This window comes from Pseudonocardia sp. 2-7, from assembly GCF_056341085.1.
The window spans coordinates 1,641,124-1,666,359 of record NZ_CP094507.1 but is presented as its reverse complement, the minus strand read 5'-3'; the positions used below and the strand labels follow the sequence as shown (position 1 = coordinate 1,666,359).

The 25,236-nt window shown below is 74.3% G+C and carries 19 protein-coding genes and 1 pseudogene; 12 read left to right on the top strand and 8 right to left on the bottom strand.

The features are described from left to right. The first annotated feature begins 283 nt into the window (after positions 1-283). Together gltB and MTO91_RS08295 are read left to right on the top strand one after the other, a co-directional pair. Positions 284-4,768, top strand: coding sequence for a glutamate synthase large subunit (gltB, locus tag MTO91_RS08300; protein ID WP_476654835.1), 4,485 nt, complete (start codon positions 284-286; stop codon positions 4,766-4,768). Further along, positions 4,761-6,212: a glutamate synthase subunit beta gene (locus tag MTO91_RS08295; RefSeq protein ID WP_251784753.1), complete on the top strand. Its 1,452-nt coding sequence runs from the start codon at positions 4,761-4,763 to the stop codon at positions 6,210-6,212. Before gltB ends, MTO91_RS08295 begins: the two co-directional genes overlap by 8 nt. Positions 6,213-6,272: 60 nt before the next feature. Here MTO91_RS08295 and MTO91_RS08290 read toward each other — a convergent pair whose 3' ends face one another. Beyond that, on the bottom strand, positions 6,273-6,527 hold the full coding sequence (locus MTO91_RS08290; RefSeq protein WP_405418485.1) for a hypothetical protein: 255 nt from the start codon (positions 6,525-6,527) through the stop codon (positions 6,273-6,275). A gap of 392 nt (positions 6,528-6,919) precedes the next feature. Here MTO91_RS08290 and MTO91_RS08285 point away from each other — a divergent pair, with 392 nt between their 5' ends. Both MTO91_RS08285 and MTO91_RS08280 read left to right on the top strand, forming a co-directional pair. Further along, the gene (locus tag MTO91_RS08285) at positions 6,920-7,318 is read left to right on the top strand and encodes a DoxX family protein (protein WP_476654194.1); all 399 of its coding nucleotides are present in this window, start codon (positions 6,920-6,922) and stop codon (positions 7,316-7,318) included. A gap of 103 nt (positions 7,319-7,421) precedes the next feature. Further along, positions 7,422-8,318, top strand: coding sequence for a DUF2188 domain-containing protein (locus tag MTO91_RS08280; RefSeq protein WP_476654193.1), 897 nt, complete (start codon positions 7,422-7,424; stop codon positions 8,316-8,318). A gap of 63 nt (positions 8,319-8,381) precedes the next feature. Here MTO91_RS08280 and MTO91_RS08275 read toward each other — a convergent pair whose 3' ends face one another. After that, a complete protein-coding gene (locus MTO91_RS08275; RefSeq protein ID WP_405418489.1) occupies positions 8,382-9,542 on the bottom strand; it encodes a PIN domain-containing protein in 1,161 nt (386 codons plus the stop codon). A 54-nt stretch (positions 9,543-9,596) separates the two neighbouring features. Between MTO91_RS08275 and MTO91_RS08270 the strand changes: the two genes are divergently transcribed. Next, positions 9,597-10,169, top strand: a complete 573-nt coding sequence (locus MTO91_RS08270; protein WP_346107587.1) for a maleylpyruvate isomerase N-terminal domain-containing protein — start codon at positions 9,597-9,599, stop codon at positions 10,167-10,169. 33 nt (positions 10,170-10,202) lie between these two features. Here the strand turns inward: MTO91_RS08270 and MTO91_RS08265 are convergent, their stop codons facing one another. Further along, positions 10,203-10,766 (bottom strand): DUF2231 domain-containing protein, encoded by a 564-nt coding sequence (locus MTO91_RS08265; RefSeq protein WP_476654192.1) that lies wholly within the window; start codon positions 10,764-10,766, stop codon positions 10,203-10,205. A gap of 126 nt (positions 10,767-10,892) precedes the next feature. On the opposite strand from MTO91_RS08265, the gene MTO91_RS08260 reads away from it, so the two are divergent. Beyond that, positions 10,893-12,017 (top strand): alpha/beta hydrolase, encoded by a 1,125-nt coding sequence (locus MTO91_RS08260; RefSeq protein WP_476654191.1) that lies wholly within the window; start codon positions 10,893-10,895, stop codon positions 12,015-12,017. 7 nt (positions 12,018-12,024) lie between these two features. Here the strand turns inward: MTO91_RS08260 and modA are convergent, their stop codons facing one another. Next, positions 12,025-12,822, bottom strand: coding sequence for a molybdate ABC transporter substrate-binding protein (modA, locus tag MTO91_RS08255; RefSeq protein ID WP_476654190.1), 798 nt, complete (start codon positions 12,820-12,822; stop codon positions 12,025-12,027). 355 nt (positions 12,823-13,177) lie between these two features. Here modA and MTO91_RS08250 point away from each other — a divergent pair, with 355 nt between their 5' ends. Further along, the gene (locus tag MTO91_RS08250; RefSeq protein ID WP_476654189.1) at positions 13,178-14,320 is read left to right on the top strand and encodes a hypothetical protein; all 1,143 of its coding nucleotides are present in this window, start codon (positions 13,178-13,180) and stop codon (positions 14,318-14,320) included. A gap of 28 nt (positions 14,321-14,348) precedes the next feature. Here the strand turns inward: MTO91_RS08250 and MTO91_RS08245 are convergent, their stop codons facing one another. The 3 genes from MTO91_RS08245 to MTO91_RS08235 all read right to left on the bottom strand — a co-directional run bounded on the left by MTO91_RS08245 (position 14,349) and on the right by MTO91_RS08235 (position 17,090). Beyond that, a complete protein-coding gene (locus tag MTO91_RS08245; RefSeq protein ID WP_476654188.1) occupies positions 14,349-15,485 on the bottom strand; it encodes a regulatory protein RecX in 1,137 nt (378 codons plus the stop codon). Between the two features lie 98 nt (positions 15,486-15,583). After that, positions 15,584-16,636, bottom strand: coding sequence for a recombinase RecA (gene recA, locus MTO91_RS08240; RefSeq protein ID WP_073578091.1), 1,053 nt, complete (start codon positions 16,634-16,636; stop codon positions 15,584-15,586). A gap of 259 nt (positions 16,637-16,895) precedes the next feature. Next, a complete protein-coding gene (locus MTO91_RS08235; RefSeq protein ID WP_476654187.1) occupies positions 16,896-17,090 on the bottom strand; it encodes a DUF3046 domain-containing protein in 195 nt (64 codons plus the stop codon). A 78-nt stretch (positions 17,091-17,168) separates the two neighbouring features. On the opposite strand from MTO91_RS08235, the gene MTO91_RS08230 reads away from it, so the two are divergent. After that, positions 17,169-17,330 (top strand): hypothetical protein, encoded by a 162-nt coding sequence (locus MTO91_RS08230; protein WP_167379121.1) that lies wholly within the window; start codon positions 17,169-17,171, stop codon positions 17,328-17,330. Between the two features lie 9 nt (positions 17,331-17,339). On the opposite strand, the gene MTO91_RS08225 is transcribed toward MTO91_RS08230, so the two are convergent. Next, on the bottom strand, positions 17,340-18,593 hold the full coding sequence (locus MTO91_RS08225; RefSeq protein ID WP_476654186.1) for an MFS transporter: 1,254 nt from the start codon (positions 18,591-18,593) through the stop codon (positions 17,340-17,342). Between the two features lie 81 nt (positions 18,594-18,674). Here MTO91_RS08225 and MTO91_RS08220 point away from each other — a divergent pair, with 81 nt between their 5' ends. The 4 genes and pseudogenes from MTO91_RS08220 to MTO91_RS08205 all read left to right on the top strand — a co-directional run bounded on the left by MTO91_RS08220 (position 18,675) and on the right by MTO91_RS08205 (position 25,134). Next, the gene (locus MTO91_RS08220) at positions 18,675-19,196 is read left to right on the top strand and encodes a hypothetical protein (protein ID WP_073578093.1); all 522 of its coding nucleotides are present in this window, start codon (positions 18,675-18,677) and stop codon (positions 19,194-19,196) included. A gap of 60 nt (positions 19,197-19,256) precedes the next feature. After that, positions 19,257-24,341: an ATP-dependent helicase gene (locus MTO91_RS08215; protein WP_476654185.1), complete on the top strand. Its 5,085-nt coding sequence runs from the start codon at positions 19,257-19,259 to the stop codon at positions 24,339-24,341. A gap of 105 nt (positions 24,342-24,446) precedes the next feature. Beyond that, a pseudogene (locus tag MTO91_RS08210) lies at positions 24,447-24,647 on the top strand (DUF2848 family protein); the annotation flags it as partial. 127 nt (positions 24,648-24,774) lie between these two features. Further along, positions 24,775-25,134, top strand: a complete 360-nt coding sequence (locus tag MTO91_RS08205; protein ID WP_405418508.1) for a DUF2848 family protein — start codon at positions 24,775-24,777, stop codon at positions 25,132-25,134. Positions 25,135-25,236: the final 102 nt, after the last annotated feature.

The following is a 25,236-nucleotide window of genomic DNA, read 5'->3' as shown; positions in this document are numbered from 1 at the left end:
GCTCGGCGTGCCCGGAGGAAGATTCCGTCCGCCGGTCACCCACCCGGCGGCACGGTGCACCTGAACGGCCCTCGTCGCACGTCCCACTCGGGCTGCGCGCTGTATCCTGAGATCTTTCTTCGGACCGCAGCGAGCTGCCCGGTCCGGGTCGTCCGATGCGGGTGACTCAGGTGCACCGAGACGACAGGAGGAGCAGTTGGCCGCGATCAGTGACCAGACGCGTCGCCCCTCGCCCGGTGGGCTGTACGCCGCCGATCACGAGCACGACGCCTGCGGTGTGGCCATGTTGGCCGACGTCACCGGCAAGCGCAGCCATGCCATCGTGCAGAAGGCCATCGAGGCCCTGCTGCGACTGGAGCACCGCGGTGCGCGTGGCGCCGAGTACAACACCGGTGACGGTGCCGGGATCCTGATCCAGGTCCCGGACGCGTTCTACCGCGAGGTCACCGACTTCGACCTGCCCGCGGAGGGCGCCTACGCCACCGGCATCGCGATGTTGCCGCGTGACGAGGCCGAGGCCGCCGCGGCGATCGAGCGGATCGGCGAACTCGCCGCCGAGGAGGACCTCACCGTCCTGGGGTGGCGCGAGCTGCCCACCGACCCCGACGCCGCGGACCTGGGCTCGATCGCCCGGGACGCGATGCCCGGGTTCCGCCAGCTGTTCGTCGGCGGCGTGGAGCTGGCCGGGGACTCCCCCGGGACCGCCCCGGCCGGCATCGACCTGGAGCGTCGGGCGTTCTGCTTCCGCAAGCGGGTCGAGCACGACACCGAGACCTACTTCCCGTCGCTCTCGCCGCGCACCGTCATCTACAAGGGCATGCTCGCCGAGCCCCAGGTCGCGGCGTTCTACCCGGACCTGAACGACGAGCGCGTCACCTCGGCGCTCGCGATCGTGCACTCGCGCTTCTCCACGAACACGTTCCCGGCGTGGCCGCTGGCGCACCCGTTCCGCTACGTGGCGCACAACGGTGAGATCAACACGCTGCGCGGCAACCGGAACTGGATGGCGGCCCGCGAGTCGCTGCTGGAGTCCGCGAACCTGCCCGGCGACCTGTCGCGGCTGACCCCGATCGTCACCCCGGACGCGTCGGACTCGGCCACCTTCGACGAGGTCCTGGAGCTGCTGCACCTGTCCGGGCGCAGCCTGCCGCACGCGGTGCTGATGATGATCCCGGAGGCCTGGGAGCACAACACCGAGATGGACCCCGCCCGGCGGGCGTTCTACGAGTACCACTCCACGCTGATGGAGCCGTGGGACGGACCGGCCCTGGTGGCGTTCACCGACGGCACCCGGATCGGCGCGGTGCTGGACCGCAACGGTCTGCGCCCGGCCCGCTACTGGGTCACCGAGGACGGCCTGGTCGTGCTCGCCTCCGAGGTCGGCGTGCTGGACGTCGCGCCCGACAAGGTCGTCCGCAAGGGCCGCCTCGAGCCGGGCCGCATGTTCCTCATCGACACCGAGCGCGGCAAGATCGTCGACGACGACGAGGTCAAGGGCGCGCTGGCCGCCGAGCAGCCGTACGCCGACTGGCTGCACGCCGGACTGATCCGGCTCGACGACCTGCCCGCGCGTACCCGCGAGACCCCGACCCACGAGACCCTCAACCTGCGTCAGCAGGCCCTCGGCTACACCGAGGAGGAGCTCAACGTCCTGCTCCGCCCGATGGCGGTCACCGGGGCGGAGCCGATCGGCTCGATGGGCAACGACGCGCCGATCGCCGCGATCGCCGAGCGCCCGCGCCAGCTCTACGACTACTTCATCCAGCTGTTCGCCCAGGTCACCAACCCGCCGCTGGACGCGATCCGCGAGGAGCTCGTCACCTCGCTGTTCAGCCAGCTCGGGCCGGAGCAGAACCTGCTCGACGCGACGCCGGCGCACTGCCGGACGATCGTCGTGCCGTTCCCGGTGCTGACCAACGACGACCTGGCGAAGATCGTCCACATCAACGACGACGGGGAGTTCCCCGGCTTCGCCTCGCACGTCGTCCGCGGCACGTTCACCGCCCGCGACGGCGGCAAGGGCATGCTCTCGCGGCTGGCCGAGATCAAGCAGGAGGTGTCCCGCGCGATCGAGAACGGGGCCCGCCTGATCGTGCTGTCTCAGCGCGGGGTGGACGCCGAGCACGCGCCGATCCCGTCGCTGCTGCTCACCGGCACCGTGCACCACCACCTCGTCCGGGAGCGCTCGCGCACCCGCGTCGGGCTGGTCGTGGAGTCCGCGGACGCCCGCGAGGTGCACCACATCGCGCTGCTGCTCGGCTACGGCGCCTCCGCGGTGAACCCGTACCTGGCGATGGCCACGGTCGAGGACCTCGCCGAGCGCGGCGACGTCCCGGGCGTCGACGGCCGGACCGCGGCGAAGAACCTGGTCAAGGCGCTCGGCAAGGGCGTCCGCAAGACCATGTCGAAGATGGGTGTCTCGACGGTCGCGTCCTACACCGGCGCGCAGATCTTCGAGGCCGTCGGCCTGGGCGCGGAGGTCATCGACTCGGCGTTCCGCGGCACTGCGTCGCGGATCGGCGGCGTCGGCTTCGACGTCCTCGCCGAGGAGGTCCTCTCCCACCACCGCCGCGCGTACCCCGCCGACGACGTCCGTGCCTCGCACCGGGCGCTGCCGGTCGGCGGCGAGTACCAGTGGCGCCGCGAGGGCGAGCTGCACCTGTTCAACCCGCAGACCGTCTTCAAGCTGCAGCACTCCACGCGGGCCGGGAAGTACGAGGTCTTCAAGGAGTACACGAAGGCCGTCGACGAGCAGGCGAAGCGGCTGATGACGCTGCGCGGCCTGTTCCGGTTCAAGGACGGCCTGCGCGAGCCGGTCTCGATCGACGAGGTCGAGTCCGTCGAGTCGATCATGACCCGGTTCGCGACCGGCGCGATCTCCTACGGCTCCATCTCCCAGGAGATGCACGAGACCCTGGCGATCGCGATGAACCGCATCGGCGGCCGCTCGAACACCGGTGAGGGCGGCGAGGACCCGGACCGCTTCACCCCGGACCCGAACGGGGACTCGCGCCGCAGCGCGGTCAAGCAGGCGGCGTCCGGCCGGTTCGGCGTCACCAGCGAGTACCTGGTCAACGCCGACGACATCCAGATCAAGATCGCCCAGGGTGCCAAGCCCGGCGAGGGCGGTCAGCTGCCCGGCGGCAAGGTCTACCCGTGGATCGCGACCACCCGGTACTCGACGCCGGGTGTCGGCCTCATCTCGCCGCCGCCGCACCACGACATCTACTCGATCGAGGACATCAAGCAGCTCATCCACGACCTGAAGAACGCCAACCCGCGGGCCCGCATCCACGTGAAGCTGGTGTCCCAGGTCGGCGTCGGGACCGTGGCGGCCGGCGTGTCCAAGGCGCACTCCGACGTCGTGCTCATCTCGGGCCACGACGGCGGCACCGGCGCCTCGCCGCTGTCCTCGATCAAGCACGCGGGTGGTCCCTGGGAGCTCGGCCTGGCCGAGACCCAGCAGACGCTGATGGCCAACGGGCTGCGCGACCGGATCACGGTCCAGGCCGACGGCCAGCTCAAGACCGGTCGTGACGTCGTCATCGCGGCGCTGCTCGGCGCCGAGGAGTACGGCTTCGCCACCGCCCCGCTGGTGGTCTCGGGCTGCATCATGATGCGCGTCTGCCACCTGGACACCTGTCCGGTGGGCGTCGCGACGCAGAACCCGGAGCTCCGCAAGAAGTTCAACGGCAAGGCCGAGTACGTCGTGAACTTCATGAGGTTCGTGGCGCAGGAGGTCCGCGAGATCCTCGCCGGGCTGGGCTTCCGCTCGCTCGACGAGGCGATCGGCCGGGCCGACGTGCTCGACGTCGACTCCGCCGCCCAGCACTGGAAGTCCCAGCACCTGGACCTCTCGCCGATCTTCCGGATCGCCGACGTGCCGGACGACGCGCCGCGCAAGCGGACCCGCGAGCAGGACCACGGCCTGGACAAGGCGCTGGACAACACCATGATCCAGCTGGCCGAGGGCGCGCTGCGCAACGGCGACCGGCTCCGCCTGGACCTGCCGGTGCGCAACGTCAACCGCACGGTCGGGACCATGCTCGGGTCCGAGCTGACCCGGGCGCACGGCGGCAAGGGCCTGCCCGACGACACGATCGACATCACGTTCACCGGCGCGGCCGGGCAGAGCTTCGGTGCCTTCGTGCCCAAGGGCATCACGCTGCGGCTGGTCGGCGACACCAACGACTACTTCGGCAAGGGCCTGTCCGGTGGCCGGCTGACCCTGCAGCCGGACCCGTCGTCGCCGTTCGCCGCCGAGGAGAACGTCATCGCCGGCAACGTGATCGGCTACGGCGCGACCTCGGGCGAGATGTTCATCCGCGGTGTCGTCGGCGAGCGGTTCTGCGTCCGGAACTCGGGCGCGGTGGCCGTCGTCGAGGGCGTCGGTGACCACGGTTGCGAGTACATGACCGGTGGCCGGGTCGTCGTCCTCGGGCGGACCGGGCGCAACTTCGCGGCCGGCATGTCCGGTGGCGTCGCCTACCTGCTCGACATCGACAAGAACCGGGTCAACCCGGAGATGGTCGACCTCGACCCGCTGTCGGACGAGGACCGCTCGATCGTGCACGACCTCGTCGAGCGGCACCACGCCGAGACCGGCTCCGCGGTGGCGCACGCGCTGCTCACCGACTGGGACAACGCGGTCGAGCGGTTCGGCAAGGTCATGCCCAAGGACTACAAGCGCGTGCTGCTCGCGACGGAGAACGCCGAGCGCGAGGGCCGCGATGTCAACCAGGCGATCATGGAGGCTGCTCATGGGTGACCCCAAGGGCTTCATGACCACTCCTCGGCAGACGCCCACCCGGCGGCCGGTGGACCTGCGGCTGATGGACTGGCGCGAGGTCTACGAGGACTTCCCGACCACGACCCTGGAGTCCCAGGCCGGGCGCTGCATGAACTGCGGCATCCCGTTCTGCCACCAGGGCTGTCCGCTCGGGAACCTCATCCCCGAGTGGAACGACCTGGTCTACCGCCACGATTGGCGGGAGGCGATCGAGCGGCTGCACGCGACGAACAACTTCCCGGAGTTCACCGGGACGCTGTGCCCCGCCCCGTGCGAGGCGGCGTGCGTGCTGGCCATCAACGACGACGCGGTCACGATCAAGCAGGTCGAGATCGAGATCATCGACAAGGCCTGGGACGAGGGCTGGGTCGGCCCGCAGGTGCCCGAGGTGAAGACCGGCAAGAAGGTCGCCGTCGTCGGGTCGGGTCCGGCCGGGCTGGCCGCCGCCCAGCAGCTGACCCGGGTGGGGCACGACGTCGTCGTGTTCGAGCGGGCCGACCGCATCGGCGGGCTGCTGCGCTACGGCATCCCCGAGTTCAAGATGGAGAAGGCGCGCCTGGACCGGCGCCTGGAGCAGATGGTCGCCGAGGGCACCCACTTCCGGGCCTCGGTCGACGTCGGCACCGACATCACCGTCGAGCAGCTGCGGGCCGACTTCGACGCGGTCGTCCTCGCCGGTGGCGCGACGGCGTGGCGCGACCTGCCCGCCGACGGCCGCGACGCCGAGGGCGTCTACCAGGCGATGGAGTTCCTGCCGTGGGCCAACCACGTGCAGCAGGGCGACATGGACGCGCCGCCCATCTCCGCCGAGGGCAAGGACGTCGTGATCATCGGCGGCGGTGACACCGGCGCCGACTGCCTGGGCACCTCGCACCGTCAGGGCGCGAAGTCGGTGACCCAGCTGGAGATCATGCCGACGCCGCCGGAGCACCGCACCGACGGCATGCCCTGGCCGACCTACCCGATGGTCTACCGCGTCTCCTCGGCCCACGAGGAGGGCGGCGAACGCCTGTTCTCGGTCAACACGACCGAGTTCGTGAAGGACGCCGACGGCAAGCTCGCCGGCATCCGGATCGTCGAGGTCACGCGCGGCGAGAAGGGCTTCGAGCCGGTCGAGGGCACCGAGAAGGAGCTCCCGGCCCAGCTGGTGCTCCTCGCGATGGGCTTCGTCGGCCCGGAGAAGGGCGCCCTGCTGAACGACCTCGAGGTCGATCTCGACGAGCGCGGCAACGTCGCCCGCGACGACCGCTACATGTCCTCGGTCGACGGTGTGTTCGTCGCCGGTGACATCGGCCGCGGCCAGTCGCTGATCGTGTGGGCCATCGCCGAAGGCCGCTCCGCGGCCGCCGGTGTGGACGAGTGGCTCACCGGCCGCTCGGTGCTGCCCCGCCCGATCGACCCGGGCGACCGCCAGATCGCCTGACGTCGTACACGCGCACGAGGGGCCCGGCCGCACAGGCCGGGCCCCTCTCGTGTGTCGGGGTCAGTCCACGCGTTCCAGCTCGTACGCGTCGTCGCCGATCCAGATCCGCACGCCCTCGGCGTCGTCGGAGATGTAGCCGTCCTCGTCCTCGCCGAGCTCGCGGATAGCGCCGAGGGCGAGCCGGTCGAACTCCACGACGCCGTCACCCACGTCGACCGGCCGGTACTCCCGGGCCAGCATGGCGGTGCGGCACTGCGTAGCCAGCCACGTCGCGTTCTCCGTACCGACCTCGACCCGCCACCGCTCATCGCGCATGCGACGAGTATGCCCCGGATCTCTCCGTCCGTCGCCGGTCTTCTACCGGCGATCGTGACGGAATGCTCCCCGCCGGACGCACACCGCGATCCGCTCCCGCCCGTCGCGGGGGCGGCGCCGCTCACGGTGGCGGGCGAGACAGGGGCCACTGCACCCACAACCCGACGGCGGGTCGGGCGTTGAACCCCGTGACCGGCATCTGCAGAACCGGGAGCCCCTGTCGATGCCGGGCACCATCGGGTCATCGGGTACCGCGGCCACGCGCCGCGGGCCCGATGCCCGGTGGTGTATCCCGCGCCGGTCGCCGCGCGCGGCGATGAGTTCTCCGGGGCCCGCCGGTCGTAGGCGGTGAGTGCCCCGGAACCGCCGGGGCCGTGCCCGCGGAGGCCACCATGACCGCCCCCTCCCCCACCCGTCGCATGCCGGTCGCCGCACACCGTGCGCTGTGGGTGCTGCAGATCCTGCTCGGCCTGTTCTTCGTCCTGGCCTCGGCGCTGCCGAAGTTCTGGGGCGACCCGTTCGCCGTCGCGATCTTCGACGGGATCGGCCTCGGACAGTGGCTGCGCTACGTCGTCGGGTTCCTCGAGCTGGCCGGCGGGATCGGCCTGTGCACCCGGCGCCTCGCCGCCCCGGCCGCCTCCGGGCTCGTCCTGCTGATGATCGGTGCGGCGCTCACCCAGGCGTTCGTCCTGCACGGCGGGGCCCTGGTCGTCATGCCGCTGGTCCTGGGCGCCCTGGCCGCCGTGATCGCGGTCGCGCGACGGAACGAGACGCTCGCCACGCCTCGCTGACCTGCGTTTACGCACAGCGATCATCGGGCATCTCCAGGGAGAGAAGACCGATCCGGACACCCCGGTTCGCCCGAGTCAGTCCCGCAAGGGGGAGGAACCCGCCATGGCCGACCGCCACGTCAAGCCGGTCGACGACGGCTGGACCGTCGAGAAGGAAGACGCCCAGCGCCCGAGTGCCCGTACGAGCACCCAGGCCGAGGCCATCACCCGGGCGGTGGAGATCATCGCCAACGACGGCGGCGGCAACCTCGTCGTGTACGGCACCGACGGCTCGGTGCGCGAACGCCGCTCCATCGACTCCGACGCCGACGGCGGCACCGCCACGAAGGCCGTCGCGAGCGCCACCGCCACCGGGGCCGGCGACACCGCGTCGAAGGCCGCCGAGACCACGGGCAAGGCCGCCGACAAGATCGGTGCCGACACGAGGACCACCGCCAAGAAGGTCGCCGGCGAGACCGGTGACAGTGCGGCGAAGGCCGGCGAGACCGTCAAGAAGGGCGCCGACAAGGTCGCCGCCGAGGCCCGCAAGGTCGACGACCAGGGCAAGGACCCGAAGAAGGCGGGCAAGGCCGCCGCCGAGGCCGCGAAGGCCACCGGCGAGCAGCTGGCCGGGAACGCCCAGCGCACCGGAAAGCAGGTCGCCGGCGAGGTGTCGGCGTCCGCGGAGCGGTCCGCCGCCACCGTCAAGGCCGTCGCCGAGCAGGGTGCCGACTCCGCGGTGCGCACCGCGGACCGGGCCGCGCGCGTGAGCGCCCGCGTCGAGGACGACCTCGACGACACCGGGGCCCGCCTGGCCCGCCGGCTCTACGAGAACGGCGAGCGTGCCGCCTCGCAGCTGGACGACTTCGCCCTGCGCGTCTACAAGCCGCTGAACCCGATCCGGTTCACCAGCCGCGTCGCCGCCGGGGCGGTCGCCACCGCGTTCGGGGTGACCGGTGCGGTCACCTCGCGCGCGGGCAAGCTGTTCCAGCGCGGGACCCGCAAGGCCGCAGGCCGCTGAGTCCCCGTCGTACCGCGACCGCGCCCCCGCCGACCCCGTCGGCGGGGGCGCGGTCGTCTGCGGTCAGGACGTCGGGCGCAGCACGTAGTCGCCGGTGTCGTCGCTCCACTCCATCGCGATGAGGTCCCGGGCGCGGGCCGCCTTCGCGAAGGACAGGAAGCTGCCGAAGCCGTAGCGCTTCTCGGAGAAGTCGGGCACCCGCTTGCGGAGCTGGTTCTTCAGCCCGGACAGCTGCGGCGGGTCCCCGGCCGCGGCGATCCCGCGCACCACGTCGACCAGCAGCGCGAACGCGTCGTGGTCGGCGTCCGGGTCGTCGGGCAGCGCCACCTCGGGGTCGCCCTGCGCCGCACCGGTGGTCAGCGTGACCGCACCGCGGTCCTGCAGGTGGCGCAGCAGCTCGCCGAAACCGCGGAAGCCGTGGTCGGCCTCGTCGAACGTGGGGTCCTTGCGCAGGATCGCGCGCTTGAGCCGCGACGCCAGCACAGTGCCGTCGGCCTGCCGGGCGAGACCGCCCAGGGTGCTGACGACGAGCCCCGCGACGTCGCGCTCCTCGGCGCCGGTGGTGGCGGTGTCGTCGCTGCCGTCGGAGAAGGTCACGTCGAACGGGTCCGGCGGGACGATCGGGGCCGGTTCCGGCTCCGGCGCCGGGACCGCGACCGGAGCGGGCGTCGACACCTGTCCCACGGCCGGGGCCGGGCGGGGACTCCCCCGGCGACGACGCGGCGGCGCGGGCGCCTGGGTCGGCTCGACACCGGGGAGCCGGTCGTAGAACAGGAACTCGTCGCAGGCGGGCGGCAGCAGCGCCGAGGTCGAGGACTGCACCCCGATCCCGATCACGCGTTTGTCCAGCTCGCGCAGCTTGTGCATGAGCGGGGTGAAGTCGGAGTCGCCGGTGCCGATGGCGAAGGTGGTGATGAACTCCCGCTCGTAGGCGAGCTCGATCGCGTCGACGGCGAGCTTGATGTCGGCCGCGTTCTTGCGGGAGCCGCCGATCCGCTGCGGGATCTCGATGAGCTCCACCTGGGCGCGGGCCATCAGGCGGCGGTCCTCGTCGAAGGAGGACCAGTCGGCGTAGGCGCGGCGGACCACGACCCGCCCGCGTTCGGCGAGCGCGTCGGCCACCGGGCCGAAGTCGAAGGGGACGACCCCGAGCCCGTCGCGGGCGCCGATCGCGAGATTCTCGTAGTCGAGCAGCAGTGCGATGCGTTCGTCCTCGTGGGCCACCGCGGAAGCCTAATGCGCTGGCCCGGATGCCCGCCCGCAGGGCACGGTGCTCCGATGCGCGCGGAGGACGTCGAGGACGCGGTGACGATGATCGTCGGAGCCCTGGGGACGGTGCCCGACGACGGCTGGTCCGCCCCGGCCGGACCGCTCGACTGGTCGTGCCGCGACACCGTGGTGCACGTCGCGGACGACCTGTTCGGCTATGCCGCCCAGGTGGCGCTCGCCCCGCCCGACGACTACCCGCCGTTCGAGATCGTGGTGCCCGGCGGCGTCGGCACCGCCGGTCTGCTGCAGGTCGTCGCGACCGGCGGGGCGATGCTTGCCGCCGCCGTCCGGACCGCACCCGCGGGGGTGCGCGGCTGGCACCCCTACGGCGACGCCGACGCCGCCGGGTTCGCCGCGATGGGCGTCACCGAGGTCCTGGTGCACACCCACGACATCACCCGGGCCACCGACCCGGCGTGGACGTTGCCGGCGGCGCCGTGCCGGGGCGTGCTCGCCCGGCTGTGGCCGGACGTCGACGCGGGCGACGACCCGGCCGGGGCGCTGCTGCACCACACCGGCCGGGCGTCGTGGCGCGGTGTGCCCGCGCCGGTCCGGTGGCGCTGGCACGGCGCGCCGCGCTGAGGGCGGTGCCGGGGGGTCGATGGGCGCGGGCGGTCAGCCGCGGTCCGTCTCCCCCTGCGACCCGCCCAGCGGCTGTTCGGCGACCTGACCGGTCCAGGCGGCACGCGCCCCGGAGTCCCCGATCCGCACCGTCGTCACCACCGCCCCGACCGCGACGACGACGGCCAGCACGGCCACGACCACCGTCGCGACGGTCCCGCCGGGCGCCGTCCCGGCCGGGACCTCCGGGGCCCCGCCGCCGGCCGTCGCGGGGACGCGGCGCGCGGCCCGGACCGCCACGACGTGGCGCACCGCGACCACGACGGCGACCACGGCCAGCCCGGCGGCCCACGGCAGCAGCCCGTCGCCCAGCTCGGTGTGGGCCCGGATGAGCGGGGTCCGCGGCAGCCGGTGCTCCAGCCACTCCCCCGCCTCGGTGGTCACCGGGACCAGGGCCAGCATGACCGCGGCGAGCACCACGGTCGGCCAGACCAGACGTACCCGTGCCGCGGGCCAGACGGCGACCAGCACCAGCCCGAGGGCGGTCAGCGGGACCAGCACCACGATGCCGTGCACCAGCAGGATGTGCGCCGGCAGCCCGGCGATCGTCGACTCCACACCGACGACGCTAGGACCGGCGTCACCCCTCCGGACAGTGAACTCAGCAGATCCTCACCGGGTTCTCACCCGGGCCTCACAGCGGCAGGGGATGATCTCGCGGGCACGACACGAGGAGAACGGTCCATGGGCGCCGGCACCACCGGGATCGACGCGGTCCCGATCACCACGTGGCAGTTCGTGACGGGGTTCGTCCTCGCCGGTGTGGTGCTCCTCGTCCTGACCGTCCTGGGGGTGCGGCGGGCCGGGCGGTCCCGGCACCGGTCGCTGCGGATCCTCGCGCGGCTGGGCGCGACGGGTGTCGTCGCGGTGGTGCTGCCGGCGAACGTCCTGGTCGGGGTGAACGCCGGGCTGGACTACCTGCGGACCGTCGGCGACGTGGCCGGGACCGGGCCGGTGGAGGGGATCGGGGTCGCCCAGCTGCTGCTGAGCCGGAAGGTCCCGGCCACCGGTCAGGTCGTGCAGATCCCGATCCCGGGCACGGCGTCGCACTTCGCGGCCCGGCCCGCGGTCGTGTGGGTGCCGCCCGCCTGGTACGAGCGGCCCCGGCCGCAGCTGCCGGTGATCGTGCTGCTGCACGGGACCCCCGGCCGTCCGGTGGACTGGGTGGACTCCGGGGGCGCCGCCGACGTCGCGAACGCCTGGGCCGCCCAGCACCACGGGGTGGCACCGATCCTGGTGATGCCCGACGTCAACGGGACCTACACCGCGGACTCCGAGTGCGTCGACACCCCGACCGCGAAGGTCGAGACCTACCTGACCCGCGACGTGCCCCGGGTGGTGAGCAGGCTGCTGGGGACACGGCCGCCGGGGCCGTCGTGGGCGGTGGCGGGGTTGTCCGAGGGCGGCAGCTGCGCGGCGATGCTGGCGCTGCGCCACCCCACGGTGTTCGCCACGTTCGGTGACTACGCCGGACTGCTCGGCCCGCGGGTCGGGGACTCCAACGGTGGAGTCCCGGACACCGTCGCCGGGCTGTTCGGCGGGTCGCAGGCCGCGTTCGCCGCACACGACCCGGCGACGCTGCTGGCCGCGAACCGGGTCCCCGGGATCGCCGGCTGGTTCGAGGCGGGTGACGCCGACACCGACCCGGCCGCCGCCGCGCGCACACTCTCGGCGGTGGCGACCCGGGCCGGTGCCGAGAACCGGCTGGTGATCGTGCCCGGGGGCGGGCACGACTTCGACCTGTTCTCCCAGGCGCTGTCGGACTCCTACCCCTGGCTCGCGGGACGGGTGTCGGACCCCGCGCCCTGACCCGGGGTCAGGGGGCGCCGAAGCCGGCCGCCCCGAGGACCTGACGGCCCTCGTCGCCGTTCACGAACTGCACCCACTTCTGCGCCAGCTCGGCGTTCCTCGTGTCCTTCAGGACGACGATCGGGTACTGGTTGACCGCCTCCGACGCCTGCGGGATGTCGACGCCCTGCGCCTGCCCCTTCGACGCGGTGACGTCGGTCCGGTAGACGAGCCCGGCGTCGGCGTTGCCGGTGGTGACCTTCTGCAGCACCGACTTGACGTCCTGCTCCTCGGAGACGGGCGTGATGTCCACGCCGGCGGCCTTCTCCACCTTCTCCGTCGCCGAGCCGCACGGCACCTGCGGGGCGCAGACCACGGTGCGCAGACCGGGCCTGCCCAGGTCCTGCAGCGACGCGATCTGCTTCGGGTTCTGCGGAGCGACCGCGATCTGCAGGGTGTTGGTGGCGAAGACCTCGGGCTGCCCCTGGGCGTTGCCCGCGTCGGTCACCTTGGTCATGTTGTTCTGGTCGGCCGAGGCGAACACGTCGGCCGGTGCGCCCTGGTTGATCTGCTGGGCCAGGGCCGAGGACCCGGCGAAGTTGAACACCACGTCCGTGCCCGGGTTGGCGGCCTCGAACTTCTTCTCCAGGTCACCGAACGTGCCGGTCAGCGACGCCGCGGCGAACACCGTCAGCGTGCCGCCCTGCGCCTCGCCGCTCGGCTGCGCGGCGCTCCCGCCGCCCCCGGCTCCCCCGCCGCAGCCCGCCAGCGCGAACAGCGCCGTCACCGCCAGCGCGGCGCCGGCCACTCGTCCTCGGATCCTCACGAACACCCTCCCGGGATCGACTCCCCGCGCTGTTCGCCGATCACGAACTGCGGCTCGGCAGGCATCTTATGCACGCAATCACCGGTTACGCACTCCCGATCGGCACGCAGGACCGGATCTCCGGTGTGCGGCTCGACTGTGGACTCTCAGTGATCGCTCAGCGTCCTCTGGGCTTGCTCTGCGCAACGACCGGAAGGGTCACCCGCGGCGGCGGATCGTGCCGCCACGACGCAGGAGGACGACGGCGCATGGTGCTGGAGACGCTGGTCCCGCCGGGGGCCCCGGCCCCGGGGACGACGGCGGTGGGGGCGCCCCGCGGGCGCGACGGATCCACCCCGTGCCCGGCGGTGCAGCGGTGAGCGCGGTCGAGACCACCGCCGGGATCGCACCGGGCCCGGAGCCGTCGCGGCGCCGCCGCCGCAGGCGTCGGGCGGGTGCCGTGCTGGGGGTGCTCGTGGTGCTGCTCGGCGGCGCGGGCGCCGGGGTGGGCGCGGTGACGCTGGCCGCGCCCCCCGGTACCGGGCCGGTCGAGGCGACCGCCGAGTGGGCCCGCGACCACGGGCTGAACTGGCTGGTCACCGGCCTGGAGAAGCTCCAGTACGCCGTGGACGCGCCGTCCGAGGGCGGGAGCCCGGCCGGCGGGATCCCGCGGGCTCCGGGTGCGCTGTCCGACCCGGCGACGACGCCGCCGGTCGCGGCGGGAGCCCCGCTGCCCGGGGAGGGCGTGTGGCAGACCGTCGTCGCCGCCCACGGGCGGCCCGCGGTGCAGGTGACGACGCTGCGGGTCGACGACACCCACACCTCCTACCTCGCCGGGGTGCTGCGGATGGACCCCGCGCTGGTGCGGGGCACCCTGCACCCGGGCGTCGGCGAGCCCGCCGGGCACTGGCACGCGTCGACGTCGCTGGCCGGGAGGGCGGGTGCCGGCGTGGCGGTGGCGTTCAACGGCGGGTTCAAGCTGTCCGACCCCAGTCACAACGGCTACTACGCCGAGGGCCGCACGGTCGCGCCGCTGCTGCCCGGCAAGGCCAGCCTGGTCCTGCACACCGACGGCCGGGCCGACGTCGGGGCCTGGGGCACCGAGGTCGGGATGGGGCCGGACGTCGCGAGCGTGCGGCAGAACCTGCTCCCGCTCGTCGACGACGGCGCGGTGAACCCGACGTGCGCCACCGGCGGCACCGCGGAGTGGGGCAGCACGGTCGGGCAGAACGCGTTCGTCCACCGGTCCGGGTTCGGCGTGACCGCCGACGGCACCGAGGTGTACGTCGCCGGACCGGCGCTGTCGGTGTGCACGCTGGGCAGGCTGCTCGCCGACGCCGGCGTGGTCCGCGGCATGGAGCTGGACATCAACCCGGCCTGGGTGAGCGGGACCTACTTCCACGACCGGCCCGGGCACACCCCGCAGGGGTTCGCGCTGTTCCCGGCCGAGCAGGTGCCGCCCACCCACTACCTCACGCCGACGATGCGGGACTGGTTCGCCTGGTACCTGCGGTCGTGACCGGGCGGTGGGTCCCGCCCGGGACGGGTCAGTCCTCGGGCGGGGCCTCACCCAGCTCGTCGGCCTCCGCACCGGCGGCGGCGATCTCCTCCTTGACCACCCCGTAGGCGACCCCGGGCCCGTAGCCCTTGCGCGCGAGCATGCCGACCAGCTTGCGGGCGCTGGACTGCCGCTCCTCGCGGCTCCCGACGGGCAGGCTCCGCAGCCGCCGTACGACGAGCTCGCGGGCCCGGTCGCGTTCGGAGTCGTCGTCGATACCGGTGAGCGCCTCGTCGGCGATCTCGCGGTCGACGCCCTTGCGGTGCAGCTCCATCGCGATCGCCCGCTTGCCGAGGCCGCGGTGGCGGTGGCGGGACCGGACCCACTGTTCGGCGAAGGCCTGGTCGTCGACGAGTCCGACCTCGTCGAACCGGTCGAGGACGCGGTGCGCGACCTCGTCGGGGATCTCCTTGCGACGCAGCGCGTCGCCGAGCTCCTTGACCGTGCGGGCGCGGTCGGTGAGCAGGCGCAGGCAGATGTCGCGGGCGCGGGTCTCCTGCTCCTGCGGTGTCTCGACGCGTGGGGTGGCGTCCTCGCCCCGACGTCTCCCCCGGCCACGGCCCTCTCCGCGGCGCCGGCCACGGGGGGTGGTGCTCTCCTCGACCGGGTCCGGCCCGGTGTCCTCGGGCGCGGCGGCACGGTCGGTCGCGCCTGCCACGGCGGCCGGACGCCGACGCGCGGTCGCGCCGTCGCGACGGGGTCCGCTGCGGCGAACGCCCCGTCCGGACAGCTCCTCGAAGGAGACCACACGGGGTGAGCCGGGTCCCGCACCGCCGACGCCGCCGTCGGCGCTCTCCCCGGAGGCCGGGTCGAGCCCGGGGCCGGGGCCGGGGCCGGGGCCGGGGCCGGGGCCGTCGAGGGTCAGCCTGCGGACCGGGGCGGGGGCCGCCGCCCCGTCCGTCGCGCCGTCCGCCGCCGGTCCCGTGGACCAGGCAGCCGGCGGGTCGGTCGCCGTCGTGGGGGCCTCGTCGGCACCGCTCAGCGCGGCGAACGAGACCTGGTGGGGGCTCGTGTCCCAGCCGGGGACCGCCGGGGGCTCGGCGACGGACTCGTCCGGCTCACCGCCGGTCGGGTCGGCGGTCCGGATCGCGGGCGGATCCTGCTCGTCGGTGACCGACGGGGTCACGCCGAACAGTTCGTCGAGCGGGACGGTGCGGGGCCTGACCGGCTCCGCACCGTCCCGTCCGGACGTGCCTCCGGACCCGTCGCGCTCGCCGGCCACGCTCAGAAGTCGACCGGGGCCGGGAGGGGCTCGACCGGGCTGGTCTCCTCGGCGTCGACGACGGCGCCGATCCCCAGCTTCTCCTTGATGCGCTTCTCGACCTCGGCGGCGACGTCCGGGTTCTCCTTGAGGAACTTGCGGGCGTTCTCCTTGCCCTGCCCCATCTGGTCGCCCTCGTAGGTGTACCAGGCACCGGACTTGCGGATGATCCCCTGCTCGACGCCCACGTCGATCAGCGAACCCTCCTTGGAGATGCCGACGCCGTAGAGCACGTCGAACTCCGCCTGCTTGAACGGCGGGGCCACCTTGTTCTTCACGACCTTGACCCGGGTCCGGCTGCCGACCATGTCGGTGCCGTCCTTCAGGGTCTCGATGCGGCGGATGTCCATGCGGACCGACGCGTAGAACTTCAGCGCCTTACCACCGGTCGTGGTCTCCGGGGACCCGAACATCACGCCGATCTTCTCGCGCAGCTGGTTGATGAAGATCGCGGTGGTGCCGGAGTTGCTGAGCGCACCGGTGATCTTCCGCAGCGCCTGGCTCATCAGCCGGGCCTGCAGGCCGACATGGCTGTCGCCCATCTCGCCCTCGATCTCGGCGCGCGGCACGAGCGCGGCCACCGAGTCGATGACGATGATGTCGAGCGCGCCGGAGCGGATCAGCATGTCCGCGATCTCCAGCGCCTGCTCACCGGTGTCCGGCTGGGAGACCAGCAGGTCGTCGGTGTCGACGCCGAGCGCCTTGGCGTACTCCGGGTCGAGCGCGTGCTCGGCGTCGATGAACGCCGCGACGCCTCCGGCGGCCTGCGCGCTCGCGACGGCGTGCAGCGCGACGGTCGTCTTGCCGCTGGACTCCGGGCCGTAGATCTCGACGACGCGGCCGCGCGGGATGCCCCCGACGCCGAGCGCGACGTCGAGCGCGATGGAGCCCGTGGAGATGGCACTGATCGGGACGCGGGTCTGGTCGCCCAGGCGCATCACCGATCCCTTGCCGTGGTTCTTCTCGATCTGGGCGAGGGCGAGTTCGAGCGCCTTGCCGCGGTCCGGAGCGGACATCTCTTGACTCCTCGCTGGTGGTCGACGATCGGGTCCTGCTGGTGTCTTTCGGGGAGGCACACCACAACGGTATGGGGTACCCCTGACAGTTACGGGCCCGGATCGGCGCCTGTGGACAACTCGTCCGACACCGCGCCGCAGGACCGGTACCGCGAGCCCTGGCGGAACCGTAGACGAACACGCGTTCGATCCGACACCGCGACACGCCGACCGGGCAACCACGGGAGCCGAGCGGTCCCCACGACCGCCCGGGACGCCGCTACCGCCGTGCGGGTGGGACCTCGTAGGCCGCGCAGACCGCGCGCCAGACCCGGCGCAGGTCGAGACCCGCCTCGATCGCCTGCTCGACGGTCCGGCCGCCGAGGTCGGAGAAGACGTGGTCGCGGGACAGCGACGCCGCCCGCACCGGCCCGAACTCGCCCTCCATCAGTTCCCGGAAGTGGCTCAGTCGCACGCCCGCGAGGGTAGACGGGTCACCCGTTCCGTGTGGTGTCCGCCCGTTGACGGCCCCGGAGCCGGTAGCCTGGGTGATATGTCCGAACTGCTCGCGACCGTCCCGGTCGACGTCGCCGACGAGGTCCTCGCGACGACCGGCATCGGGTCGCCCCTGGCGTGGCAGGTCGTGTCGCTGCTCGCGCTGCTGTCCGCGCTGGTCGTGCTGGTGCGCTGGTGGCTCCACCAGCGCCGTCGCTGAGGGTCCCGCTCAGCCGGCCGCCGTGCGGGCCGGGCGCGCGACCACCAGCAGGAACGGCACCGTCGCCACGACCACCAGCGCGCCGAGCAGCGCGTAGGACGACACCGTCACGAGCACCCCGGCCACGATCCCGGCGGCGGCGCCGGCCAGGTTCATCGCCACGTCCACCCAGCCCTGCACCCGCGGCCGGTCGGCCACCGCCAGCGACGCCGTGAGCTGCGCCGACCCGCCCACCACCGCTGCCGACCAGCCCAGACCGAGCAGCACCAGGCCCACGGACAGCAGGCCGGTCGAGGTCGGCGCGGCGAGGGCGCAGACCACCCCCGCCAGCGGCAGCAGCACCCCGGCACCGGCCAGCACCCGGGCCGGTCCGAGCCGGTCGGCGAGCCACCCGAACAGCGGGCTGAGCGCGTACATCCCCGCGATGTGCAGGCTGATCACCAGCCCGACGACCGACAGCGCCGCGCCGCCGTGGTCCATGTGCACCGGGGTCATCGACATCAGCCCGACCATCACCGCGTGCCCGAGCACGATGCCGACCGCGCCGAGCAGCGCGGGGCGCGAGGCCCGCAGCACCGCCCACGGCCGCACCGCCGCGGCCCCGGGCGCGGTGGCCGGCGTCCCCGCGTGCTCCCGGGCCCGCAGCAGCGGGTCGGGCCGCAGACCCAGCCACCCGGTCAGGGCCGCCAGGGCGAAGGCGACCGCGCAGAGCAGGTACGGACCGGCGACACCGGGCAGCCCGGCCGACACGGCCACGGCGGCCGGCGGACCGAGCAGGTTCGGCCCGGCGACCGCACCGACCGTCGTCGCCCACACCACCAGCGCGAGCGCGCGGCCGGCCCGCGCCGGCGCGGCCAGGTCGGTGGCGGCGTAGCGCGCGGCGAGCCCGACCGCCGTCCCCGAACCGATCAGCAGCAACGACACCAGCAGCAGCGCCACCGAGCCGGTCGTCGCCGCGACGACCGCACCGACCGCACCGAGCAGTCCCACCAGGTGACCGCCGACCAGCGCGGGACGCCGTCCCCGGGCCTGGGCCACGCGTGCGACGACGGCGGCCGCACCCGCCGCGCCCAGCACGCTCGCCGTCGACGCGACGCCACCGACCGCGGGCGAGCCGGACAGCCGGGACGCGACCAGCGAGCTCGCGGCGATCGAGGTCGCCACGGCCGTCCCGCCGAGCACCTGCCCGATCGCGAGCACCGCCAGCAGGCGGGGCTGGGCGGGGTCCTGCGGCGGGGAGGCGGCGTCGGGTGCGGCGGTCACGGACGGATGCTGCCGTGCCACGGCCGCCGCGCGCCAGGGCGTTACGCTCCGGCCCGGCCACACGAGCGGAGGACGGTGGACATGGCAGGCACGACCCCGAACACACGCAGGTCGGCGGGCACGGACGACGCGGAGCTGCAGAACGCCTACCGCATGGTCTCCGACGTGCTGGCCGGAGCGGTGCGCGAGACCCTCGCCGCGCCGGGGCCCGACCCGGCCCGGTTCGCCGTGCGCAGGCTGACCGCGGTCGACCGGGACATGCCGCCGGACGCCACCCCGCCCGGCTGGTCGCTGGCCTTCCTGGTGCTGGCCGACTGGTACGACGCCGCCCGCACCGCGCTCGCCGACCACGACGACCGCTCCGAGCGGGCGCTGGGCTGGATCGGGAGCAACCTGGGCCCGCGCTACGCGGCCCGGGCCCGCTACACGGTCGCCCCGCTCGTCGACCCGGCCGACGCCCGCGAGACCTCGCACTACGTCGACGCGCTGGGCGTGGACTTCCTGGCGTCGATGGTCTGGACGGTCGCGGCGGTCGTCGCCGAGTTCCCGGCCGAGGACACCGCGGAGGTCTGGCCCCGCACGAGGGCCGACGCCGCCCGCTGACGTCGCAGGTCACGCCCGGTCCGACGGGCGTTCGACGGGTGACTGTCGGACCCCACCCGCATGATTGTCGGCGTGACCGCACTCGAGGGCTTCTTCCCCGCCACCCGCCAGTGGTTCGAGGGGGCCTTCGCCGCGCCCACGGCGGCCCAGGAGGGCGCCTGGTCCGCGGCGCAGGCCGGGCGCAACGCGCTCGTCGTCGCGCCGACCGGGTCCGGCAAGACCCTCGCCGCGTTCCTCTGGGCGCTGGACCGGCTCGCCGCCACCCCGCCGCCCGCCGAGCCGAAGCACCGCTGCCGGGTCCTCTACGTCTCACCGCTCAAGGCGCTCGCCGTCGACGTGCAGCGCAACCTGCGCTCGCCGCTGACGGGCATCCGCCAGGCCGCACAGCGGCTCGACGAGCCGGTCCCCGACATCACCGTCGGGATGCGCACCGGCGACACCCCGGCCGACGAGCGACGCCAGTTCCAGCGCACCCCGCCGGACGTGCTGGTGACCACCCCGGAGTCGCTGTTCCTGCTGCTCACCTCGGCCGCGCGGGAGTCGCTGCGCGGGGTGACGACGGTGATCCTCGACGAGGTGCACGCCGTCGCCGGGACGAAGCGGGGGGCGCACCTGGCGGTGTCGCTGGAACGCCTCGAGGAGATCACCGAGGCCACCCCGCAGCGGATCGGGCTCTCGGCGACCGTGCGCCCGGTGGACGAGGTCTCGACGTTCCTGTCCGGCACCCGCCCGGTCGAGGTCGTGCAGCCCGCGATCCCCAAGACGATCCGGGTCGAGGTGCAGGTCCCGGTGCCCGACCTGGCCGCGCTCGACGAGCGGCCCGCCCCGGGCAGCACCGACGAGGAGGTCGTCGGGTCCGCCGCGGGCACGGCGCGCAAGCCCTCGATCTGGCCCGCGGTGGAGGAGCGGCTGCTCGGCCTGGTGCGCGAGCACCGTTCGACCATCGTGTTCTCCAACTCCCGCCGGCTCGCCGAGCGGCTCACCTCCCGGCTGAACGAACTCGCCGCCGAGCAGGAGGCCGCGGCCCTGGAGGAGGCCGCCGACCTCGACGCCGACGCCCCGGGCGCGTTCCCGGCCGAGGCGGTCGGGCAGTCGGGGGTGGGCGGCGGGGCCGCGCCGACGGTCGCCAAGGCCCACCACGGCTCGATGTCGCGCGACCAGCGGACCCTGGTCGAGGAGGAGCTGAAGTCCGGCGTGCTGCCGTGCGTCGTCGCGACCTCCAGCCTGGAGTTGGGCATCGACATGGGGGCGGTCGACCTGGTCGTGCAGGTCGAGGCGCCGCCGTCGGTCGCGTCCGGGCTGCAGCGGGTCGGGCGCGCCGGGCACCAGGTGGGCGCGGTGTCCGAGGGCGTCGTGTTCCCGAAGTACCGCGGGGACCTCGTGTCCTGCGCCGTCGTCGCCGAACGGATGACGACCGGGTCGATCGAGTCCACGCGCTACCCGCGCAACCCGCTCGACGTGCTGGCCCAGCAGATCGTCGCGATGGTCGCGATGGAGTCGTGGCAGCTGTCCGACCTCGCCGCGACGATCCGCCGGGCGGCCCCGTTCGCGGCGCTGCCGGACTCCGCGCTGCACTCGGTGCTGGACATGCTGGCCGGGCGCTACCCGTCCGAGGAGTTCGGGGAGCTGCGCGCCCGCATCACCTGGGACCGGGTCACCGACGAGCTGCGCGGCCGCCCGGGCGCGCAGCGCCTGGCCGTCACCTCCGGCGGCACCATCCCCGACCGCGGCCTGTTCACCGTCATGACCCCGGGCGGCGCGGACGGCGCCGGGTCGCGGGTCGGCGAGCTCGACGAGGAGATGGTCTACGAGTCCCGCGTCGGGGACACGTTCCTGCTGGGGACCTCGTCGTGGCGGGTCGAGGACATCACCCACGACCGCGTGATCGTCACCCCGGCGCCGGGGGTGCCCGCCCGGATGCCGTTCTGGAAGGGCGAGTCGATCGGGCGGCCGCTGGAGCTGGGCCGGGCCGTCGGCGCGTTCGTGCGCGAGATGTCCGGGCTGGCCGACGCCGACGCCCGCGAGCGCGCCGGCGCGGCCGGGCTCGACGAGTGGGCCTGCGACAACCTGCTGTCCTACCTGCGCGAGCAGCGCGAGGCGACCCGGCACGTGCCGAGCGACCGCACGATCCTCGTCGAGCGGTTCCGCGACGAGCTGGGCGACTGGCGCCTCGTCGTGCACTCGCCGTTCGGGGCGCAGGTGAACGGGCCGTGGGCGCTGGCGATCGCCGCCCGGATGCGGGAGCGCCGCGGGGTCGAGGTGAGCGCGTCGGGCGCCGACGACGGGATCGTCCTGCGCCTGCCGGACGCCGTCGACGACAACGGCACCGAGGTCGTCCCGAGCGCGGAGGACGTGCTGCTGGAGCCGGGCGAGATCGAGCAGATCGTCGTCGCTGAGCTGGGGAACTCGGCGCTGTACGCGTCGCGGTTCCGGGAGTGCGCCGCGCGGGCGCTGCTGCTGCCCCGGCGCGACCCGCGCCGCCGCAGCCCGCTGTGGCAGCAGCGGCAGAAGTCGGCGCAGCTGCTGAGCGTCGCGGGCAAGTTCGAGCAGTTCCCGATCACCCTGGAGGCGATGCGGGAGTGCGTGCAGGACGTCTACGACCTCCCCGGCCTGCGCGAGCTGATGGGCGACGTCGCCGCGCGGAAGGTGAAGGTCGCCGAGGTCGAGTCGTCGCAGCCGTCGCCGTTCGCGCGCAGCCTGTTGTTCGGCTACGTCGGGATGTTCCTCTACGAGGCCGACGCGCCGCTGGCCGAGCGCCGCGCGGCCGCGCTGTCGCTGGACTCGACGCTGCTGGCGGAACTGCTCGGCTCCGAGGCGATCCGGGAGCTGCTCGATCCGGAGATGCTGGCCGAGATCGAGGGCCAGCTGCAGCGCACCGACCCGGACCGGCACGCCCGCGACATGGAGGGCGCCGCGGACCTGCTCCGCTTCGTCGGCGACCTGTCCGAGGCCGACGGGCGGGCCCGCGGTGTCGATCCGGCGTGGCTGGCGCAGCTGGAGCGCGACCGCCGGGCGCTGCGGGTGCGGATCGCCGGCGAGGAACGGTTCATCGCGATCGAGGACGCCGGCCGGATCCGGGACGCGCTGGGCACGGCGCTGCCGGTCGGGGTGCCGGAGGCGTTCACCGAGCCGGTGCCCGACCCGCTCGGGGATCTCGTGCTGCGCTGGGCACGCACGCACGGGCCGTTCACCGCCGCCGAGCTCGCCCGCCGCTTCGGGCTGGGCGTGGCCGTGGTCGCCGGGGTGCTGGAGCGGCTCACCGGCACCGGTCGGCTGATGAAGGGCGAGCTGCGCCCGCAGGCGTCGGTGCCCGCCGGCTCCGGCGGCGAGCTGGAGTACTGCGACGCCGAGGTGCTGCGACGGCTGCGGCGCGCGTCGCTGGCGAAACTGCGGCACGAGGTCGAGCCCGTCGAACAGCGGGCGCTGGGCCGGTTCCTGCCGCAGTGGCAGGGCGTCCAGGTGCGGTCGGGCTCCGAGCGGCGAGGCCGGGTGCGCCGCGCACCGGGTGCCGAGGACGTGCTCGGTGTGGTCGAGCAGCTCGCCGGGGCGCCGCTGCCGGCGAGCGCGGTCGAGTCGCTGGTGCTACCGGCCCGGCTACCGGGCTACACCCCCGCGCTGCTCGACGAGCTGACCGCCGCCGGTGAGGTGACCTGGGTCGGGTGCGGCGCACTGTCCGGGCAGGACGGCTGGCTGGCACTGGCCCCGGCCGACGTGGCGGACCTGCTGCTGCCCGCCCCCGACCTGGACACCGCGGGCACCCCGCTGCACACCGCGGTGCTGGCCGCGCTCGGGCTGACCGACCCGGCCGCGCTGACCGACCCGGAGGCCGCACCGGACTCCGGGGGCGGCGCGCTGTTCTTCCGCGAGCTCGCGACCCGGGCCGGGGTGCTGCTGACCGAGCAGGACGAACCGGCCCCCTCCGACGACGACGTCGTCGCGGCGGTCTGGGACCTGGTCTGGGCGGGCGCGCTCACCAACGACACGCTCGGCCCGCTACGGGCCCGGCTGTCCGGGGGCGGCGGGCGGCGTGGCGCGTCCGGGCGGCAGGGCGGGGCGCACCGCACGGCACGCCGGCCGGCCCGCGGGCGTTACGCGCAGCTGCGTGCGGGGCGGCCGTCGATGCCCAGCCGGACCGGGCCGCCGTCGGTCGGCGGGCGCTGGTCGGTGGCCGTGCCGCGCGAGCCCGACCCGACCCGCCGTGCGCACGCCACCGCGGAGGCGTTCCTGGAACGCCACGGCGTGCTCACCCGGGGCGCGTTGGGCACCGAGCGGGTCACCGGCGGGTTCGCCGCGGTCTACAAGGTGCTCCGGGCGATGGAGGAGTCCGGCCGGTGCCGGCGCGGCTACATCGTCGAGGGGCTCGGCGCGGCGCAGTTCGCGGTACCGGGCGCGATCGACCGGGTCCGGGCCCTCGCCGGGACCGACGGCGGCCCGTCCCCCGCCCCGCCGACCGGTCCGCGCCGCCTCGGTGCCGGGCCGGGCGCGGTCGTCGCCGACCCCACCGACCGCGCCGGTTCCGCCGACCCGGCCGGGTCCGTGGACCCGACCGGGGACGGCGAGCCCCTGCCCGACGACCTCTCCGGCGAGGCGGCCGGGTTCCCGGGCTCCGACGACCTCGCCGGCGACGTCGCGGGGCTCCCGCACGGCGACGACCCGTACGCGGGAGTGCCCGACGACCTGCGCGGCGGCCTGGGCGGGCTCGGCGGCGCCAGCCGCCACGGCGAGTTCGACGGCGCCGGTCGCCGCCCGCAGTCGCCGCGGGAGGCGTGGCGCGAGCTGTCCCGGGTGGTGCTCGCCGCCACCGACCCCGCCCAGCCCTACGGCGCGGCCCTGCCCTGGCCGGAGACGACCGGTGAGACCCGGCACCGCCCCGGTCGCAAGGCCGGCGCTCTGGTCACCCTGGTCGACGGGGCGCCCGCGCTGTACGTCGAACGGGGCGGGAAGTCGCTGCTGTCGTTCACCGAGGACCGCGACGAGCTGCGCGCCGGCGCCGAGTCGCTCGCCGGGGCGGTGCACGAGGGCTGGCTCGGGTCGCTCGCCGTGGAGCGCGCCGACGGGCAGGACTCGCTGGTCTCGGCGCTGTCCGAGGTCCTCACCGAGGCCGGGTTCCGGGTGACGCCGAAGGGGCTGCGGCTGCGGGCCTGACCGGGCACCTACCCCCGTCGGACGCCCGCGGCCGGACCGTGGGGGGTGCGGCCGGGGCAGGCGCGCGGGCGGCCGGAGTCGGTACACATCTGACGGAGGTCCCCCGTGACGCTCGAACTGGCCCTGCCCGACGGCAGCACCCGCTCGGTGGAGGTCCACCGGGTCTTCAACGCCGGGTACGCCGGACGCGCCCAGGAGGAGGTCGCCGCGCACGTCGCCGAGCTGGCCGAGCTGGGCGTGCCGGCCCCGGACACGGTGCCGGCGCTCTACCCGGTCTCGCCGTACCTGGCGTCGCAGACCGACCGGGTCCCCGCCCAGCACGGCCGGACCTCCGGCGAGGCGGAGTGGGCGCTGGTCGTCGGTGACGACGTGACCGGACCCGCTGCTGACCGTCGCCTGCGACCACACCGACCGCGCCCTGGAGGTGCACGGCGTGGCGTGGAGCAAGAATGCGGGTCTCGACGTCCTGGGCCGGAAGGCCTGGCGGCTGTCGGAGGTCGCCGACCGGCTCGACGACATCACCCTGCGCGCGTGGGTCCGTCACGGCGGCACCGAGGAGCTCGTGCAGGACGCGACGCTGGCCGCCCTGCTCCCGCCCGGGTACTGGGTCGGTCTGCTGCGCGAGCGCGGCTGGCTGGTGCCCGGCACCGTCCTGCTGTCGGGGACCGTCGCGATGAGGTCGGGGGTCGACCAGTTCGCCGACGCCTGGAGGGTGGAGCTGCACGACCCGGCCACCGGCGACACGATCGGCCTGGCCTACGAGGTCGACCGGCTCCCGGAGCCGATCGGCTGACCGGCCGCCCGGCGGGGACCGGTCAGCAGGTCCGGTGGACGTGGCCGGGATCGCCCGCGGGCACCCGGCGCCGACCGTGACGCCCGCCGCATCGGCGGGCGC

Bases quoted from the DNA above. Each gene is read 5' to 3' on its own strand.
- gltB (WP_476654835.1), top strand. From the start codon at position 284: ATGTTGGCCGACGTCACCGGCAAGCGCAGCCATGCCATCGTGCAGAAG.
- MTO91_RS08295 (WP_251784753.1), top strand. From the start codon at position 4,761: ATGGGTGACCCCAAGGGCTTCATGACCACTCCTCGGCAGACGCCCACC.
- MTO91_RS08290 (WP_405418485.1), bottom strand. From the start codon at position 6,527: ATGCGCGATGAGCGGTGGCGGGTCGAGGTCGGTACGGAGAACGCGACG.
- MTO91_RS08285 (WP_476654194.1), top strand. From the start codon at position 6,920: ATGACCGCCCCCTCCCCCACCCGTCGCATGCCGGTCGCCGCACACCGT.
- MTO91_RS08280 (WP_476654193.1), top strand. From the start codon at position 7,422: ATGGCCGACCGCCACGTCAAGCCGGTCGACGACGGCTGGACCGTCGAG.
- MTO91_RS08270 (WP_346107587.1), top strand. From the start codon at position 9,597: ATGCGCGCGGAGGACGTCGAGGACGCGGTGACGATGATCGTCGGAGCC.
- MTO91_RS08260 (WP_476654191.1), top strand. From the start codon at position 10,893: ATGGGCGCCGGCACCACCGGGATCGACGCGGTCCCGATCACCACGTGG.
- recA (WP_073578091.1), bottom strand. From the start codon at position 16,636: ATGTCCGCTCCGGACCGCGGCAAGGCGCTCGAACTCGCCCTCGCCCAG.
- MTO91_RS08230 (WP_167379121.1), top strand. From the start codon at position 17,169: ATGTCCGAACTGCTCGCGACCGTCCCGGTCGACGTCGCCGACGAGGTC.
- MTO91_RS08220 (WP_073578093.1), top strand. From the start codon at position 18,675: ATGGCAGGCACGACCCCGAACACACGCAGGTCGGCGGGCACGGACGAC.
- MTO91_RS08215 (WP_476654185.1), top strand. From the start codon at position 19,257: ATGATTGTCGGCGTGACCGCACTCGAGGGCTTCTTCCCCGCCACCCGC.